Source organism: Nocardia sp. NPDC059228 (assembly GCF_042754245.1).
In the GTDB taxonomy this organism is placed as follows: domain Bacteria; phylum Actinomycetota; class Actinomycetes; order Mycobacteriales; family Mycobacteriaceae; genus Nocardia.
Map to the genome: position 1 here is coordinate 819,258 of NZ_JBHZAL010000001.1, position 17,187 is coordinate 836,444.

Consider the following 17,187-nt stretch of genomic DNA (forward strand, 5'->3'; position numbering starts at 1 on the left):
TTCCTGGACCTCGATGTCCGTGAAGAGAGTCGGTAAGCCGCATTGTACGGTCGTGAAGTGGCGAAAATCATCAGTACGTGCAACGTGAACGGGGTGCGTGCCGCGGCGGGCAAGGGATTGCTCGAATGGCTGGCCGCGACCGAGGCCGATATCGTCTGCCTGCAGGAAACGCGGGCGACCGATGAGCAAACGCGTAGCGCGCTAGCGCCCGCGCTGGCCGCCGGATGGCTCCTCAGCCATGCCGAACCGGGCCTGAAGGGCCGGGCGGGCGTGGCCATCCTGTCCCGGCACCAGCCCGACGCGGTGCGCTTCGGCGTCGGCCTGATCCAGGACGGAAGCTGGTCTCCCGTCGAGGAATTCGCCACGCTCGGCCGCTATGTCGAGGCCGACTTCGAGGATCTCACCATCGCCAGCGTCTACGTCCACACCGGCGAGGCGGACACCCCGCTACAGGACGAGAAGTACCGCTTCCTGGACGCCATCGGCGCGCGCATGCTGGCCCACCCGGGCGAGTTCGTGATCATGGGCGACTGGAATGTCGCGCACACCGAGCTCGACATCAAGAACTGGAAGGGCAACGTCAAGAACGCGGGCTTCCTGCCGCAGGAACGCGCCTGGGTGTCGTCCATGCTGGCCGCCGGCTACGTCGACGTGGTCCGAGAACTGCACCCCGGCGTCCCCGGCCCCTACAGCTGGCACTCCTACCGCGGCCGCGCCTTCGACAACGACGCCGGCTGGCGCATCGACTACCAGCTGGCACGCGGCGAGATCGCCGCCCGCGCCAAGCAGGCCGTGGTCGAGAAGGCCGCGACCTACGCCGAACGCTGGTCCGACCACGCCCCGGTGACGGTGCAGTACCGATGAAGAAGCCTCATCGGGTGCTTTCCAGTCGTCTGGAGCTGCTGGAGTACCCGGAAGCTGGTTACCGCTCCGAGTAAAGGCCCCTGACCGGATACCCCTCCGCACCAGACCCCCAGCCCTCTCCGCCGGCTGGGGGTTCCCGAGGTGAAGACGTCGGCACGGTGGCAATCGGGGGCCGTGCCTTCTCGGGAAGCGCGTTCAATCGGTTATCGCCTCACCTCCTCTCGCGGCTCCCGAGCATCGGAAGGGCCTTCGGACTCCAGAGGACCAGCGCTCTCCCCGGTGCTGTCCAGCGCCAGCGCTTCATCCAACTCGCAGCGTGGCACCTTGGTTCGCCAGTGATGGCACGCGGCAGGTTTCACGGTCTGAAGGTCGGCGAAAGCTGTTACACGCCTTGGGTTTCCGCCGACATGCGCCAGGTTCGGAGTTATCACTACCGCACAGTCGATCCGGCGCAGGAGCCGATACAGCATCCCCATTCGGTCAGCGTCCGAGGTGTCGACCACCAGTACCCAGGACACCCGGAGCCCTAGTTTGTGTGCACGTTGACGGCAGTAGAACTCCGCCCAGTCCAGATCGGCCTTGGTCGTCAGCAACGGCCGGAAGATGTAGATCACTGCCTTGTCCGGCTCAGTCGTGGCACGTGCCATCTCGATTGCTTCGGTTAGCGATTCAGGCAATCCGTCTTCCGGCATCTCCGCCCCTGTCGTCGCCTGGTTGGTGAGGCACCCAGGACAGGGCCTCTCTCACCGGCCCTGGACGCCTGGTATCGACGCTACGAACTGAGTCGATGCTGAGGCCACACCTATGCTCGAGCATGCTCTAATTGCTGCATTCGAGCTCGAAACCCCCTGCGACCGAGGATCATCGAAGGAATGCGGGCATGAGCGCGCATAGAACCGATTGGGGACCGATCATGCGATTGCATTTCCTCGGCAAGGGCGACTCGGAAGGCGGAGGCTGCCCGAGCATGTACTACACGGAACGGGACACCTACGTCGTCCAGGGGTGGAAGACGGACACCCTGGGAACTGTCGAAATCCCTCACAGGCTTCTCGGCTTCATCCAGCCGGATACATACATCGGTGCGGCCATGATCGATACGGGCAGAGGGACTTTCGCTCTCTCCGGCACGCCGGTGACCGATGATGAATCGCTGGAACAGATGGACATCTACCCGAACGAGACAGCCATCGAGGTGCCCAAGATCGGAAGGACGTTCTACGGCAATGCTGCTAGTGCAGGGTGAAGCATTCAACAACCTGTTCCGGGAGGCAAAGCGCGAAGCGTTCCATCTCGAGGTCAGGGACGACTACTACCCGGCGGACTACCCGCCTCTGGTTCGTTTCCTCGCGGGGGAACCTGAGGACTACGGGTGGTTTCAGCCGTGGCTGAACCAGGTGCGCGAGAGTACCGACCGGGGCGTAGCAGTCAACCGAGCGCGGGTAGTTACCGTCCCGCACAATGACTACACCCGATACGCGAAGCACGTAGCCCGTCTCAATGTGGAGGCCGGCGAAGATGTGCGTTATCTACCCCGGCACCTGATCGATTCTGATGAGCTGACTACCGACGATTGGTGGATCTTCGATGACTCGGTGGTGGCGTTCACGGTGTTCGAGCCCGGAGATAACGGGCGTTGGATCGGTGGTGCCGTCACCACCGATCCGCGGATTGTCGAGTACATCCGATCCGTCAAGGAACGGGTGTGGTCTCTGGCCGTTCCGTTGTCGCAATATGGCGAACCGTGACGGATTCGCTTGATCAGGCCAAGGAAGCTCTCGGGGCCAGGCTCCGGGAGCTTCGCTTGGATGCGGGTATCTCGGGCAGTGAGCTTGCCCGGCGCGCAGGCTGGCATCAGACCAAGGTCCCGAAGATCGAGTACGGCAGGACCAGACCCACAGATGCCGACATCCGCGCCTGGTGTGCCCATACGGGCGCTGAGAGCCAGGTACCAGACCTGATAGCCACCCTGCGGAATATCGAAGCCGCATGGCTTGAATGGAGGCGTGTGCTCGGGACCGGCACGAAGCGGAGGCAGCAAGCCTCGATCAAGCTCGAAGCCGAGACCGAGGTTATGCGGATATACCACCCGTTCTTGATCCCTGGCCTACTACAGACGGCGGAGTATGCCGAGGGCGTCTTACGAAGCGTGATCGACTTTCAGCAGATTCCGAACGATATTGACGAAGGGGTATCGAAACGCCTTGAACGGCAGCAGATTCTGTATCGAAGGGACCATCGGTTCCACTTCGTCATAGCCGAGCAAGCTCTGCGAACCACGGTCGGCAGCGATCAGACCATGATCGGGCAATTGGATCGGCTGCTGGCCGTAGTGGGTATGCCCAGAGTTGTTCTCGGCATCGTTCCGGCTGAGGAGCCGTACCGGGTGTCGATGACGAACTTCGCGCTGTTCGACAACTCCAGGGTCATGGTCGAAACCGTGACGGCCGAACTCACAGTCACTCAGCCGAGAGAGATAGCCCAGTACGGCAGGGCATTCGACGTGTTGGCCAACCAGTCGGTGACCGGTGAGCCAGCCCGGCGGCTGATCCGCCGAGCGCTGGAAACGCGCTCCCGCTGAGGGGTGCCGCGAACCTCTGGGTGCGTGGCAGCTATAGGCGGAAACATCCAGGTCGGTGATTCGCCACGGCCGCTGTCCGCTCTTCATCACACACGGTTCCGGCGGTGCTCCGACTGGCGGGTGGTGACGTAGATTCGTCAGTCATGACGGATAGCCGAGCAACCAGTAAGGCACTCAAACGGGTCTGCAGTACGGCTTCTTGCCTGGTCAACAGGGATTCTCTGGTTTGCGGAACCGAGTCGATCCGGTGAAGAAGCTGTCCAAGAAGCACAGCGCCTGGCTGACGCTGGGGGTGGCCGTGCTCGCGCTGATCGCCGCTATCGTCGCCAACCGGATCAATACCGACCATCCGAACAACACGGGCAGCGCCAAATCCGTTGTCACATCGGTGGTCAAGACGACCGCAAAGCCGGGTGGTGTCACGCCGGCTCCCGGCGTGGCCGATCAAGCGGCCCCGCCTTCCAAGGTGGCCGGCGTGCCCGACCAGGCGTACAAGACCCTGGTCGAGATCGACGCCGGGCGCTGGCCTGGCTCCGCCAATGCGCCCGGCACCCACGGCGGCGACACCTGGAACAACCGGGACGGTAGCCTGCCCCGCAAGGACGCCTCCGGCAAGGCGATCAGTTATCAGGAATGGGATGTGAATCCCAAGCAGTCCGGCCAGACCCGCGATGCCGAGCGCATCATCACCGGCAGCGACGGTTCGGCCTATTACACGGGGGACCACTACAAAACCTTCACGAGGATGCGCTGACATGACCGAGCCGATGGCGCTGTCGCAGTTCCTCTCCACTCCCGCCGAAGATGTCGCCGAGCGCCTCGACAATGTCGCCGGGCGACGGGCTCCCGCTCCGGTGCTCGGGGTGCTGCCCATCGGCGCGGCCGAATTCTCCGGCGTCCGTTACCGGATTCCGGACGACTACCTCGCCCGGGAACTGCGCGGCCGCAAGATGCGCACGGTCACCGAGGTTTTCGACGAGTTCGCCGCCGCCTTCCAATTCCCCTACTACTTCGGGGAGAACAAGGACGCCTTCGACGAATGTCTCCGCGACCTCGACGAATTCGTCGGAGCCGCACAGGGATACGTGGTGGTGATCCGCAATGCCGCGCTCTTGCTGGACCGGCAGCCCGACGAGCGCGACTGGTTCGCCGAGGCCATGGCCGACTGCGCGACCATCTGGGCGGCCCGCGGCATCCCCTTCCGGGTGGTCCTGCAGGATGCCACGCCACCCGGATTGCCGGTGATACCCCTGGCGCTCGACCCCGAAACCGAAAATTCTTGATTCACCGGACTTTCCACTCCAGTTAACCTGCGGTCGAACAAAACTGTCCTGGACGCTGCAATGGTTCCGCTATGCGATCGCGGCCTGACGCGATCCGGATAGACCTGGAGGTTCCATGCCTGCCTCGGCACGCCGTTCGGCGGTCGCCCATGGCCGTCGCTTCGGCAAACGAAGCCGCGCCGCCGCCGCGTTCGCCGCGCTGGTCGCGCTGAGCGCCACCTCGTGTTCGTCGTCGTCCGACCGGGCGGCGCCGGACACCGACACCGCGACGCCCATCAAGCACGTGGTGGTGATCTTCCAGGAGAACGTCTCCTTCGATCACTACTTCGGCACCTACCCGAACGCGGCCAACACCGACGGCACCACGTTCACGGCGCAGCCGAATACGCCGAAGGTGGACGGCCTCACGCCGGATCTGCTCACCAAGAACCCCAACAAGGCGCAGCCCGTGCGCCTCGGCGGTCCGAACCAGCAGGTCACCTGCGACCAGGACCACGAGTACAAGGACGAGCAGCTCGCCCTCAACGGCGGCAAGATGGACCAGTTCGTCGAGCACACCAACGTGTCCGAGGGCAAGTCCTGCAAGGCGCCGGTCTACGGCCCGCAGGGCCTGGTCATGGGCTACTACGACGGCAATTCGGTGACCGCGCTGTGGAATTACGCGCAGCACTACGCCATGAGCGACAACTCCTGGACCTCCACCTTCGGCCCGTCCACCGTGGGCGCGCTGAACCTGGTCGCGGGCCAGACCCACGGCGTCACCAAGATGGAGCCGCCCAAGCCGGGCCAGCCCTTCCCCGCCGACACCGTGCTGGAGAACGCCGGCAACGGCCAGGGCACCGTGGTCGGCGACCCGCAGCCCTACGGCGACGACTGCTCCAACCGCGACACCGTCCAGATGAGCGGCACCACCATCGGCGACCTGCTCACCAAGAAGGGCGTCAGCTGGGGCTTCTTCCAGGGCGGCTTCAAGCCCACCGACACCAAGGACGGCAAGGCCGTCTGCGGCGCCACCCACAATGTCGGTGTGGCACTGGGCGGTACCGGCAAGACCGGTGACAAGGCCTGGGACACCAAGGGCGACTACATCCCGCACCACGAGCCGTTCCAGTACTTCGCGTCGACGGCCAACCCGCACCACCTGCCGCCGACCTCGGTCGACAAGATCGGCCACGACGATCAGGCCAACCACCAGTACGACCTGACCGACTTCTGGGCCGCCGCCGACAAGGGCAACATGCCCGCCGTCAGCTACCTGAAGGCCGCGGGCTACCAGGACGGCCACGCGGCCTACTCCGATCCGCTGGACGAGCAGCAGTTCCTGGTGGAGACCATCAACCACCTGCAGAAGCTGCCGGATTGGAAGGACACCGCGGTCGTCATCGCCTACGACGACTCCGACGGCTGGTACGACCACACGGCGCCCAAGCTGGTCATGAACTCCGCCTCCGAGCAGGACGGCTACAGCGGCCCCGGCGTCTGCGGTGACGCCAAGGCGAATCCGGCCAAGTACCAGGGCCGTTGCGGCTACGGCCAGCGCGTGCCGCTGCTGGTCGTCTCGCCCTACTCCAAGGCCAACTTCGTCGATCACGGCGTGACCGATCAGGCCTCGGTCCTGAAGTTCATCGAGGACAACTGGAAGACCGGCCGCATCGGCGACGACTCGTTCGACGAGAAGGCCGGCACCCTCGACGCCATGTTCGACTTCACGGCCGCCGCGCAGCCGGCCCTGCAGCTCGACCCGAAGACCGGCGCCGCGAGCTAGCCCGGATGCGCTGACCGCCCGGCCCGATCCCGTGGACCCGAACCATTGGAAAAGGCCGGGCGGTTTTGTATTCGGGCGCGGGCGGTTCCCCCTATAGTCGCTGACAGTGTGTCGAGCGAGTGGGGTCCGGTTGTGATCAGTCGTCGAAAAGTGTTGCGGGACGGGGCGATTCTCGCCTTCGCCGGCGTGGCGGCCGCGTGCGCCGCGCCGCGGCGGGTGGCGGGGACCGCGGCGTCCGGGAGCATCGCCTGGGAATACCAGGTCGACGGCGAGGTACGGGGACTGCGGTACGGCGCCGGCACGGTAGTGGTGGAAAACGCCGCCGTGCTCACGGGACTCGAGGCCCGGAGCGGACGCGAGTTGTGGCGGTTCCCCATCGCGACACCGGGGATCGGCCGTCATTCCAGCGTCTGGAGCAACGCCCTCGTGGTCTGCGGTGCCGAACCCGATGCCGCCGGGGACCGGGCCGTGGCCGTGGATCTGGCGTCGGGGAAACGGAATTGGTCCTTCGACGCGCCCGAGGGGGTCGTGCTCGGCGGAGTCTTCGGTGTGCGGGACGGGGTGCTCTATCTGATCGCCTCCGATCGCGACAAGGGCGGGCGCGAGGCGTGGGCCGTGGACATGACGAGCAAGGCTGTCCGCTGGCGGGTGCCCTGCGATGCCGAGGCGCTGTCGGTGCCCGACAGCGGTTCGCTCCTCTACAACCAGAGTCCCGGCACCGGAAACGATCTCGTCGCCCTCGATCTCGGGACCGGTGCGACCGCCTGGTCCCGCGCGGGCGACTCGGCGGTCTCGGCCAGCACCATCGCCACCGGCCTGGTCCAGGGCGCCGTGCTGGCCACCGACGGCGCCCACATCGTCTCCGGCCTGGACCCGAAAACCGGTGCGGCACTGTGGACCACGCCCGCCCTGCCCTACACGGCCGGCGTCGTCTTCGGGTCCGGCGACGCCTACTACCTGTGTGACGGCGAGCGGCTGCATGCCATGACTCCCGGCGGCGAGGCGGCCAAGCTGTGGAGTATCGCCATCGCCGATCGGGGCGCCGCGGCCGATGTCGGCGGGTACCCGAGCGCGGGGGCCTTCTACCTGCTGGCCGACCGCATCCTCCGCGCGATCGACGTGCACACCAGTGCCATCCGCTGGACGCAATCGATTCCGGACAAGGCCGGATCGCAGGTGTCCTTCGCCGTCGGGGACGCCCACTGCTACGTCGAATCCACCGAGGACGACCCGGGCGCATCCGCCGTGATCGCCATTGTGCGCTGACTCGGATTCCCCTGCGGGGCTACGATTCCGGCGGCCGGGGGAGCGCGCGGCTCAGCGGCGGATCTGCCGGGCCAGGTCCTCGCCCAGCAGCACGAAAACGTCGGTGGTGGCGTCGATGAGCTCGTCGCGGGTCATCGGGAGGTCGCCCTGGAGCCAGGCCGTGAGGGTCTGGACCAGGCCGCCGACCAGGTAGGTGGCGCGGAAACCGATCACGGGCAGGGGGTCGCCCTCGGTGAGGCCGTAGAAGTCGATGCCCTCGGCCGCCACGATATTCGCGAACGCCTTGATGGTGTGCGTTGTGCGGGTGCGTAATTCGGGGGTGGCGGAGCTGACCACCAGGGCCACCCGGGCCTTGCGCGGATCGTCGGTGAGGACGTGGATGCCCGCGGTGATGGCGGCGTGCGCCTTGGCGCGCGGGTCGTCGGGGGCGGTGTGCAGTGCGGCGAGCAGGGCGCCGGCCAGCTCCTCGGCGATGGTGTCGAACAGTGCCGACAGCACGGCGTCGCGGTTGTCGAAGTTCTCGTAGTAGTAGCGCTCGTTGAGTCCCGCGCCGGTGCAGAGGGCGGAGACGGTGAGCTTGTCGATGCCCTGGGTGCCGAGGATGTCGAGGGCGGCGTCGAGCAGGGCGGTGCGGCGCTGGGTGCGGCGTTCGTCCGCGGAGATGCCGCCGTAGGTCCGTTGCCCGGTCACGAACCGATTCTGGCACGGACGCGATTCTGGCAGAAGCTCTTGCCAGAATCTGTAATCTGGGGGACTCTATTGCCAGATGTGATGGCCCGCATCACACCCACCGGGAGGCAACGATGCCTGCACGCGCGGCTCAGAGCGGCTACTTCTCCGACGACTCGATGATCCGCAGGGTCATGCGCAAGCGCGCGGTCGGACTCACCTACGGCCAGCGAGCGCTGGTGATCGGCGCGGTGCATCCGCTGCTCTATGTCGGAACCGCCGAGAACACCCAGCATCGGACCACGCCCTACACCCGGCTCGCCCTCACCGGCCGCCTGTTCGAGGCCGTCTCCCTGGGCACCCGCGAAGAGGCCGATCGGGCACGGGCCTTCACCCGTAAACGGCACGCCCCGGTCGACGGCGTGCTGCCGGAGGACGCGGGCGCGGCCAACCCGGCCGGCACCCACTACTCCGCGGCCGACCCGCATCTGATGTTCATGACCATGGCCTTCACCTTCGATTCCGCCGAGGTCATGCACGATCTGCTGGTCCGCCGACTCACCCCGACCGAACGGGAAGGGCTGTACCAGGACTACGTGCGCTGGGGCGAACTGTTCGGCATGCCCCGCAGCGCCGCCCCCTACACCTACCGCGAATTCCGCGACTACTTCGACGGCTACCTGGCCTCCGACGAGCCCCACCTCACCGAGGAGGCCAAACTGGTCGGCTCCTACCTCATGGGCCAGCGCGTCGCCCACCCGCTGCCGGCCCCCATCCAGCAGGCCCTCACCGGCTTCTCCCTCCTGGTCCAGGGCAGCCTCCCCGAGCGCGTCCGCGACATGTACGACCTCGACTGGGGCCTGCGCGAACAAGTCGCCTTCGACGGCCTGGCCCGAGCCGTCCGCACCGCCCACCTCTCCCCACCTCTGGTCGGCAACCCCCTGACCGCCCCGATGACCGGCCCCAGCTACCCCCTCTACAAGCTGGCCACCCGCCGCGAACAGCGCCTGATCGGCTCCGGGCGGCCCAGCATGCCGGGGGTCGATCCGCGCCCCCTATCGGACCGAATCGGCGCGTGACCGGCCGCTTTGGCGGACGACCCAGAGGTTCGCGGCCGTCTCGATTCGGGACTGCGGCTGGAATAGACCTCCGCCTTGGAGCGGGGGAGCGAAGCGGAGGAGCGGAGGGGGAGGAATCGAGATCTCGGGGCCGCGAACCCGCCCCGGAGCGAAGCGGAGGGGCAAATTAAGCTCGAGCCATGTCGAGTCCTGAAGCCGCCGCTGAGCGTAAGCAGCGGGTCCTGTCCGGAATCCAGCCCACCAGCGATTCCTTCCACCTCGGCAACTACCTTGGCGCGCTGCAGTATTGGGTGCGGTTGCAGGACGACTACGACGCCTTCTATTTCATTCCGGACCTGCACGCCATCACGGTGCCGCAGGACCCGAAGCAGCTGCGTACGCGGGTCAAGATCTCGGCCGCGCAGCTGCTGGCGCTGGGGCTGGACCCCAAGAAGTCCACGCTGTTCGTGCAGTCCCAGGTGCCCGAGCATGCCGAGCTGGCGTGGGTGCTGAACTGCATCACGGGGTTCGGCGAGGCGAGCCGGATGACCCAGTTCAAGGACAAGTCGGTCAAGCAGGGCGCGGACAATGCCACCGTCGGTCTGTTCACCTACCCGGTGCTGATGGCCGCCGACATCCTGCTCTACCGCGCCCAGCTGGTGCCGGTCGGCGAGGACCAGCGCCAGCACCTGGAGCTGACCCGAAACCTGGCGCAGCGCTTCAACACTCGCTACAAGAAGACCTTCGTGGTGCCCGAGCCGCACATCGTGACCGGCACCGCCAAGATCTACGACCTGCAGGATCCGACCGCCAAGATGAGCAAGTCGGCCAACAGCGACGCGGGCCTGCTCAACCTGCTCGACGATCCCAAGGTCTCGGCGAAGAAGATCCGCTCCGCGGTCACCGACACCGAGCGTGAGATCCGCTACGACCCGGAGGCCAAGGCGGGTGTGAGCAATCTGCTGGTCATCCTCAGCTCGCTGACCGACACTCCGATCGTCACACTCGAGCAGGACTACGCCGGCAAGGGCTACGGCGACTTGAAATCGGATACCGCCGACGCGCTCATCGAGTTCGTGACGCCGCTGCGCGCGAAGGTGCAAGAATACATGTCCGACCAGGGTGAACTCGACCGCATCCTCGCCGCGGGGGCCGAGCGGGCGCGGGAGGTCGCCGGGAAGACTCTCGCGCAGGTGTACGACCGGGTGGGCTTCCTGGCCCGCTGAACCGGCCGCCGCGCGTCCGGGTGTGCGGAGGTAGCGGTGTGTTCGGGAACCTGAAGGCGTGGATCGCGCGGCAGATCCAGCGTCGTCCCTGGCTGGACCATGTGGTCCGCGCGGGCGAGCGCTATCAGCGTCAGCGCGGCGACTACTACGCCGCGGGCATCACCTATTTCACGGTGCTGTCGCTGTTTCCGCTGCTGATGGTGGGTTTCGCGGTGGCCGGCTTCGCGCTGTCGCGGAATCCGCAGTGGCTCATCGATATTCAGAACAAGATCGTCGAGAACATTCCGGGCGACGCGGGCAGCCAGATCAACGACCTGATCCACCGGGCCGTGGAGTCGCGGACGGGCGTGGGCTCCATCGGTCTGGTGACCGGCGCCTACGCCGGGCTGGGCTGGATCGGCAACCTGCGGGCAGCGCTCAGCGAGCAGTGGGATCAGCCCAGTAAGCAGCGAAACTGGTTCCTCGCCAAGGTCTCCGACCTGCTGGCGCTGATCGGGCTGTTCCTCGCCATCCTCGTCTCCCTCGGCCTGTCCGTGCTGGCTTCCGGCGGCCTGATCACACACCTGCTCGACCGCCTGCACGTGCACGAGTCGGCCTGGGCGAAGGTCCTGCTCACCGTGGCGTCGCTGGTGCTGGCGGTGGTGGCGAACTGGGCCGTGTTCGTCTGGATCATCGCGCGCCTGCCGCTGCATCCGGTCACCTTCCGCAGTGCCGCCCGCGCGGCCATGATCGCGGCGGTCGTCTTCGAGGCGTTCAAGCAGCTGGCCTCGGTCATTCTGCGATCGGTGGTCAACGGCCCGGCCGGGGTGGTCTTCGGGCCGATCATCGGCCTGATGGTCTTCAGCTACTTCACCGCGCGGATCATCCTCTTCGCCACCGCCTGGGCCGCCACGGCCGCGGACAACGAGGTGCCCGCCGAGATCCCGCCGCCCGCCCCGGCGATCATCCGTCCCCGGATGACCGCGGGCGGTCTCTCCGCCGGAGCGGGTGCGGCCTGGTTCGGCGCGGGAGCCCTTGCGGCGACGCTGCTTTCGATGCTGCGCCGCCGCTGACCGCTCAGCGGCGGCGGCTCATCCGGCGCGCGCTCAACAGCAGCGCCAGGACCAGGATCACGCCGACGACCATCAGGGCGATCCGCAGATCGTGGTGGTCGGAGCTGGAACCGGAATCCGCGGCCGGGGCGGGCTCGGCATCGGTCCGGGCGGGCGGACTCGCCAGTGCCACCGAGGGATTCGCGCCTCCGGAGCTGCCGTCGGGCATGCTGCCCACGGTCGCGCCGGCCGGCAGCGCGAAGGCGTAGTCGAGCAGTTTGGCCGCCTGCTCCCACGGCCGGAAGGGCCGCACGTCCGCCTTGAGCAGCGTCACCACATAGCGGTGGCCATTGCGCTGCGCGGCCGCGACGAAGGTCTGCCGGGCGTCGTCGGTGTAGCCGGTCTTGCCGCCGATCGCGCCGTCGTACTCGAAGAGCAGATGGTTGTCATTGCCGACCGGGAAGCCCGGATGATCCTTGTCGTCAGGGTTTTTCGGATCGGCCGGGTAGCCGGGGAAGTCCACCTGCTCGGTGTGGATCAGCTCCGCGAACAGCGGCAGCGTCATCGCGTGCCGGAACAGCAGCGCCAGGTCGTAGGCCGAGATGCTCATGCCCGGCCCGTCCAGACCCGACGGTGTGGCGGCCCGGGTGTCCAGCGCCTGCAACTGTTTCGCGAGCGTGTTCATCTTGGCGACGGTGGCGTCGTCCCCGCCCAGCTGGGTCGAGATGGCATGCGCCGCGTCATTGCCCGATGCCATGATCAGCGCCTGGAACAGCTGCTTGTTGGTGTAGCGCCCACCCGGTCCGATGCCGACCCGGGTGCCGTCGGCATTGGCGTCGTCCTGGGTGCCGATCACCGTCTTGTCCAGGTCCAGCGCCGGGATCGCCACCGACGCCAGCAGCACCTTGATGGTGGAGGCGGGCCGGTAGCGCCCGTGCGGATCCTTGGCCGCGATGACCCGCCCGGTATCCAGATCCGCCACCTCCCAGGCGGTGGCCGAGATCCCCTCCGGCACCGGCCCCGCCCCCGACGGCAGGATGACGCCGCACCCGCCGAGCTGCTTGCCCCCGATCGGCGGATTCGGAATCGGCAGCGCCGCCGGCGCCGTCTGCCCGGGCTCGGGCGCCTCGGAGGTGTCGATGGGCGGCGGCGGAGCCGTCTTGTTCGGGCAGCCGTCGGTATTGGGCGTGGTGAACGGCGTTGTCGTGGCGGACGGTTGGGCCTGTGCCGCACCCGGTAGCGGCCCGAAGACGACCCCGGCGAACACGGTGAGACCGGCCGCCAGGGCCGCGACGGTGACAAGGGGGGCGCGTCGCCGACCACCGGCCGGGTGCACGGTTCGGCGCGAATACCTGCGGATACTCATCGCGCCCGACTCTATAGCCGACCGGTCACCCCGGCGCGCGATGTGCCGCGGCGCGGCCGCGACCGTGTCGGCCTGGGGGAGCGGCTAGTTGGCGGTGTGGGTGACCGGGCAGCCGTGGGCCAGGGGGCCGAGCAGCTTGTTGTTGTCGTAGAAGTGCTCGAGCTCGAGGATGCGCAGGTCCTCGGAGACCTTGGCGATGGTGACGCCGGTCATCTCGATGAGCTCGCCGGTGGGCTGGTGGCCCTTGTACTCGCCCTCGTAGCGACCCCAGTGGCGCCACTTGAAGGTGACGGTCGGCGGGCCGGACAGCACCTCGAGCACCTCCCAGAAGAAGCCGCCCGGGAACGCGGTGTGGAAGATCTTGTGCGAGGTCTCGAAGGTCTCGCCCGCGGCGTCGTAGAAGGGGTTCTCGCCGATCAGGATGTTGTAGGACCCGATGCTCGCGAATTCGTCTGCGTCCTGCCAGTTTCCGCCGTTGACGCGGCCGCGGTAGTGCTCGGCCACCAGCGAGACCCAGGTGGCCGGGTCCTTCTTGTGCGAGACCTCCATCTCGAAGACCTTCACCAGCTCTTCGACGATGTGCTCCAGCGAATCCGGCGCGTGCTGGGTGGTGCGCTCGACCGGAATGACTTCTTTGCTCAGGTGGTAGTCGGGCGCGCCTTCGCGCCAATCCTCCGGTGCCGCAGCGGCGATGACGGCGTCACGGCCCTGCAGGTGCAGCGGTGTCTCGACGGATTCGGTTGCTTGGTCGGTCATTTCGTGCCTCACGTGTCCAGACCCGTTGGGGGGTCATCGATCTCAGAAACGGACCGCATGACGGTAACAGCATGGGGACTTCATGTCGCGACAAGCATTTGGGACTCCGGTACCAGACAGCGGAATGGTGATTCACCCCGTCCCGGCCCGCCCCGACCTATGACACGACAAGAATTGACAGTCTCTATGAAATGAGAGACTCTCTCATTATCGAGAAGATCCCAAATGATTGGAGCTGTCATGAAAGCTCAGGGAGTGCGCCGCTGGCTGGCGCTGGGAGCCCTGGCGGTCGCCATGCTGACCATCGGCCTCGACGTCACCGTGCTCACCGTCGCCCTGCCCACCCTCGCGGTCGACCTGCACGCCGATACCTCCGCGCTGCAGTGGTTCAGCAGCGCCTACACCCTCGCCCTGGCCGCCTTCATGCTCCCGGCGGGAGCCCTCGGCGACCGATACGGGCGCAAGAAGTTCCTGCTCGCCGCGCTGCTGCTGTTCGGCGTGGCCTCGGTGGCGTGCGCCTTCGCCACGTCCTCCGGTCAGCTCGTCGCCGGCCGCGTGGTCCTCGGCCTGGCCGCGGCCATCATGATGCCGCTGTCCATGGCGGTGCTGCCCACCCTCTTCCCCGAGCAGCGCGAACGGCAGCGGGCCATCACCATCTGGATCACCTCGACCGCCATCGGCCTGCCCCTGGGCCCGATCGTGGGCGGCTGGCTGCTGCAGCACTACTGGTGGGGCTCGGCCTTCCTGCTCAATGTGCCGCTGGTGATCATCGGCGCGACCGCCGTCGGCCTGCTGGTCCCGGAATCCAAGAGCGAGAGCACTTTCCGCATCGATCTGCCGGGCGCTCTGCTGTCCGCGGCCGGAATGCTCGGCATCACCTACGGTTTCATCCGCTGCGGTCAGGAGGGCTGGGGCGATGCCGTGGCCTGGACCGCCATCGCCGCGGGCGTCGTCCTGGGTGGAGCATTCGTGCTGTGGCAGCGTCGCACCGCGCACCCACTGGTCGACCTCGGACTCTTCGGTGAGCCCGGATTCCGTTGGGGCACAGTGTTCATGGTGCTGGTGAACTTCGCGATGTTCGGCCTGTTCTTCACCATGCCGCAGTACTTCCAGGCGGTGCTGGGAGCCGACACGCTCGGCAGCGGCCTGCGCCTGCTGCCGCTCATCGCGGGCCTGGCCGCCGGCTCCCGGGCGGTGGACAAGCTGCTGCCGAAGGTCGGTGTCCGCACCGTGCTGGTGGCCGGATTCGCCTTGCTCGCAGCCGGTCTCGGCATGGGCGCGCTCATCACCGTGGACAGCGGATACGGCTTCGCGGCCGCCGCGCTGGTGCTGCTCGGCCTCGGGATGGGATTCGTGATGCCCGCGGCCATGGGCGCGGCCACCGACGACCTCACCCCCGAGCGGGCCGGGTCCGGATCCGCGCTGCTGCAGGCGCTGCGGCAGGCGGGCGGCACCATCGGCGTCGCCATCCTCGGCACCGTGCTGTCCACCCGGTACCGCTCCGGTCTGGGCGATCTCGACCGCGCACCCATCTCCGACGGCGTGAACGCCGGGGTCGGCGTGGCCCGCAAGCTCGGCGACCCGGCCCTGCTGGCCCACGTGCAGAGCGCCTTCGTCGACGGCATGAGCGCCATGCTGTGGGTGTGCACCGCCATCTGCGCGGTCGCCGCGGTGCTGGCCGCCTTCGTGATCCGCCGCAAGGATCCGGTCGTGACCACCGATCTCGATGCGGGACAATCGGTCCATGTCGGCTGAGACTGCCTCCGCGACGCCTCCGGCCCCGGTGAAGACCGCGGCCGGGGGCGGCCTGCGCGAACGCAAGAAGGAACGCACCCGCCGCACCATTCGCACCGAGGCCTTCCGGCTCTTCCGCGAGCAGGGCTACAACGAGACCACGGTCGAGCAGATCGCCGCGGCCGCCGACATCTCGCCCAGCACCTTCTTCCGGTACTTCCCCTCCAAGGAGCAGGTGGCGCTGGCCGACGATCTGGACCCGATCATGATCGCGGCCATCGAGAAGCAGCCGAAGGAACTGTCCATGCTGGCCGCGTTCAAGCAGGCCACCCTCGATTCCTTCGCGTCCCTGTCGCCCGAGGAATTCGCCTTCGAGCAGCAGCGGGTGGAATTGCTCTACTCGATTCCGGAGCTCCGGGGAGCGGTCGCCCGGGAGTTCGAGCGCAGCATCGAACTGATCGTCGAGATCATCGCGCGGCGAACGGGCCGTTCCGCAGATGATTTCGAGGTGCGGGCCTTCGCCGGTGCGCTCAGCGGAGCGATGATCGCGTTCATCGGCGACGCGCCGTTCACCCCGGAGCAGATCATGCGCGTCATCGACTTCCTCGAGGCGGGTATGCCGCTCTAGGCCGGTTTCACCGCCGTGAGCCGCTCCACCGTCTCATCGGTCATGGTCTCGAAGAACCCGCCGACCACATCCTCGATCTCGCCGACGGATTCGGCGCAGTACAGAATCGGCTGGTAGTGGGTGATGTCGTAGGCGATCGTCCCCATGGCGTGAATGTCCAGCGGCCGCAGCTCGGCCTGGCGAAACTCCTCGATCTCCCCGAACGAGGACAGCAATCCCGCACCGTAGCAACGCACTTCGCCGTGCTCGCGCAGCACCCCGAACTCCATCGAGAACCAGAACACGTCGGCCAGGAACTTCAGCGCCCGCTCGGTCTCCAGCCGGGCCACCGCCGCGCCGACCGTCTCGTACACGGCCGCGAAGCGCGGGCTGGCCAATTGATTGGCGTGCCCGAGGATTTCGTGCACGGCGTCCGGCTCCGGGGTATAGAGCGGCGCGGAGTGGTGGCGAATGTACTGGGTGGAGTGGAAGATCCGGTCGGCGAACGAGCCGAAGAACTCCCGCAGCGGCACCAGTCCGGCGGCCGGCGCGTACCGGAATCCGGTGAGCCGCACCAGCTTCGCGGTCACCTCGTCGAGTTGGGGAATGTGGTCCGAGGGCAGCCCGAGGCGCTCGGCGGCCGTGATCACCTCCGCGCACGCGTAGCGCTCCCGTTTGCGCGCCAGTTCGGCGGAGACGATCCGCCAGACCTGCTGCTCCTCCGCGGTGTAGTCGATGCGCGGCACCTGTGCCCCGGGCCGGTACTCCAGCGCCATGGCGGCGATCGCATTGCGGCGGGCCCGGTACACGGGGTCGTGCACACCCGGATGCTCGTCGCTCAAGTGCACTGTCACATCGCCGTCGGTCCCCTTGGTGACCGGCGAGTACAGCTGAGCCTCGGTGTACATACTTCGATGCAAGCACCGGTATGTGATCTAGACAACGAAAGATCGCCCAGCTGGTCAGATTGACCAGCTGGGC

Annotated in this window: 18 protein-coding genes; 13 read left to right on the top strand and 5 right to left on the bottom strand. The window is 67.1% G+C overall.

Annotated elements, in window-relative coordinates; translation table 11 throughout:
• The first annotated feature begins 57 nt into the window (after nucleotides 1-57).
• Nucleotides 58-864, top strand: coding sequence for an exodeoxyribonuclease III (locus ACFXKA_RS03505; RefSeq protein ID WP_379425769.1), 807 nt, complete (start codon nucleotides 58-60; stop codon nucleotides 862-864).
• 203 nt (nucleotides 865-1,067) lie between these two features.
• Here ACFXKA_RS03505 and ACFXKA_RS03510 read toward each other — a convergent pair whose 3' ends face one another.
• Entirely contained in the window at nucleotides 1,068-1,556 is a 489-nt protein-coding gene (locus tag ACFXKA_RS03510; protein WP_379425771.1) for a hypothetical protein, read from the bottom strand.
• A gap of 188 nt (nucleotides 1,557-1,744) precedes the next feature.
• Between ACFXKA_RS03510 and ACFXKA_RS03515 the strand changes: the two genes are divergently transcribed.
• The 7 genes from ACFXKA_RS03515 (at nucleotide 1,745) to ACFXKA_RS03545 (ending at nucleotide 7,759) form a co-directional block, all read left to right on the top strand.
• Nucleotides 1,745-2,110 (top strand): hypothetical protein, encoded by a 366-nt coding sequence (locus ACFXKA_RS03515; protein ID WP_379425773.1) that lies wholly within the window; start codon nucleotides 1,745-1,747, stop codon nucleotides 2,108-2,110.
• Nucleotides 2,091-2,612: a DUF6879 family protein gene (locus tag ACFXKA_RS03520; RefSeq protein WP_379425775.1), complete on the top strand. Its 522-nt coding sequence runs from the start codon at nucleotides 2,091-2,093 to the stop codon at nucleotides 2,610-2,612. The genes ACFXKA_RS03515 and ACFXKA_RS03520 overlap by 20 nt, the downstream gene beginning before the upstream one ends.
• Nucleotides 2,609-3,445, top strand: coding sequence for a helix-turn-helix domain-containing protein (locus tag ACFXKA_RS03525; RefSeq protein ID WP_379425776.1), 837 nt, complete (start codon nucleotides 2,609-2,611; stop codon nucleotides 3,443-3,445). The genes ACFXKA_RS03520 and ACFXKA_RS03525 overlap by 4 nt, the downstream gene beginning before the upstream one ends.
• 247 nt (nucleotides 3,446-3,692) lie before the next feature.
• Nucleotides 3,693-4,199, top strand: coding sequence for a ribonuclease domain-containing protein (locus ACFXKA_RS03530; RefSeq protein ID WP_379425778.1), 507 nt, complete (start codon nucleotides 3,693-3,695; stop codon nucleotides 4,197-4,199).
• 1 nt (nucleotide 4,200) lies between these two features.
• On the top strand, nucleotides 4,201-4,728 hold the full coding sequence (locus tag ACFXKA_RS03535) for a barstar family protein (RefSeq protein ID WP_379425780.1): 528 nt from the start codon (nucleotides 4,201-4,203) through the stop codon (nucleotides 4,726-4,728).
• Nucleotides 4,729-4,843: 115 nt separating this feature from the next.
• Nucleotides 4,844-6,493 carry a phospholipase C gene (locus ACFXKA_RS03540; RefSeq protein WP_379425782.1) on the top strand — a complete coding sequence of 550 codons (1,650 nt, stop codon included), beginning with the start codon at nucleotides 4,844-4,846 and terminating at the stop codon, nucleotides 6,491-6,493.
• A 132-nt stretch (nucleotides 6,494-6,625) separates the two neighbouring features.
• On the top strand, nucleotides 6,626-7,759 hold the full coding sequence (locus tag ACFXKA_RS03545) for a PQQ-binding-like beta-propeller repeat protein (RefSeq protein WP_379425784.1): 1,134 nt from the start codon (nucleotides 6,626-6,628) through the stop codon (nucleotides 7,757-7,759).
• 51 nt (nucleotides 7,760-7,810) lie between these two features.
• Here the strand turns inward: ACFXKA_RS03545 and ACFXKA_RS03550 are convergent, their stop codons facing one another.
• Nucleotides 7,811-8,449, bottom strand: a complete 639-nt coding sequence (locus ACFXKA_RS03550; RefSeq protein WP_379381891.1) for a TetR/AcrR family transcriptional regulator — start codon at nucleotides 8,447-8,449, stop codon at nucleotides 7,811-7,813.
• A gap of 113 nt (nucleotides 8,450-8,562) precedes the next feature.
• On the opposite strand from ACFXKA_RS03550, the gene ACFXKA_RS03555 reads away from it, so the two are divergent.
• The 3 genes from ACFXKA_RS03555 to yhjD all read left to right on the top strand — a co-directional run bounded on the left by ACFXKA_RS03555 (nucleotide 8,563) and on the right by yhjD (nucleotide 11,764).
• A complete protein-coding gene (locus tag ACFXKA_RS03555; RefSeq protein ID WP_379425785.1) occupies nucleotides 8,563-9,507 on the top strand; it encodes an oxygenase MpaB family protein in 945 nt (314 codons plus the stop codon).
• A gap of 179 nt (nucleotides 9,508-9,686) precedes the next feature.
• Entirely contained in the window at nucleotides 9,687-10,712 is a 1,026-nt protein-coding gene (gene trpS, locus ACFXKA_RS03560; RefSeq protein WP_379425787.1) for a tryptophan--tRNA ligase, read from the top strand.
• A gap of 38 nt (nucleotides 10,713-10,750) precedes the next feature.
• Nucleotides 10,751-11,764: an inner membrane protein YhjD gene (yhjD, locus tag ACFXKA_RS03565; protein WP_379425789.1), complete on the top strand. Its 1,014-nt coding sequence runs from the start codon at nucleotides 10,751-10,753 to the stop codon at nucleotides 11,762-11,764.
• Nucleotides 11,765-11,768: 4 nt separating this feature from the next.
• Here yhjD and ACFXKA_RS03570 read toward each other — a convergent pair whose 3' ends face one another.
• Together ACFXKA_RS03570 and ACFXKA_RS03575 are read right to left on the bottom strand one after the other, a co-directional pair.
• Complete coding sequence (locus tag ACFXKA_RS03570) at nucleotides 11,769-13,109, bottom strand: D-alanyl-D-alanine carboxypeptidase family protein (RefSeq protein WP_379425791.1); 1,341 nt, start codon at nucleotides 13,107-13,109, stop codon at nucleotides 11,769-11,771.
• 84 nt (nucleotides 13,110-13,193) lie between these two features.
• The gene (locus tag ACFXKA_RS03575) at nucleotides 13,194-13,865 is read right to left on the bottom strand and encodes a SnoaL-like polyketide cyclase (RefSeq protein WP_379381898.1); all 672 of its coding nucleotides are present in this window, start codon (nucleotides 13,863-13,865) and stop codon (nucleotides 13,194-13,196) included.
• 240 nt (nucleotides 13,866-14,105) lie between these two features.
• Between ACFXKA_RS03575 and ACFXKA_RS03580 the strand changes: the two genes are divergently transcribed.
• On the top strand, nucleotides 14,106-15,620 hold the full coding sequence (locus ACFXKA_RS03580; protein WP_379425793.1) for an MFS transporter: 1,515 nt from the start codon (nucleotides 14,106-14,108) through the stop codon (nucleotides 15,618-15,620).
• Nucleotides 15,610-16,227, top strand: coding sequence for a TetR family transcriptional regulator (locus ACFXKA_RS03585; protein WP_354830196.1), 618 nt, complete (start codon nucleotides 15,610-15,612; stop codon nucleotides 16,225-16,227). Before ACFXKA_RS03580 ends, ACFXKA_RS03585 begins: the two co-directional genes overlap by 11 nt.
• Here the strand turns inward: ACFXKA_RS03585 and ACFXKA_RS03590 are convergent.
• Nucleotides 16,224-17,114: a phenylalanine 4-monooxygenase gene (locus ACFXKA_RS03590; protein ID WP_379425795.1), complete on the bottom strand. Its 891-nt coding sequence runs from the start codon at nucleotides 17,112-17,114 to the stop codon at nucleotides 16,224-16,226. The genes ACFXKA_RS03585 and ACFXKA_RS03590 overlap by 4 nt on opposite strands.
• Nucleotides 17,115-17,187 lie beyond the last annotated feature (73 nt).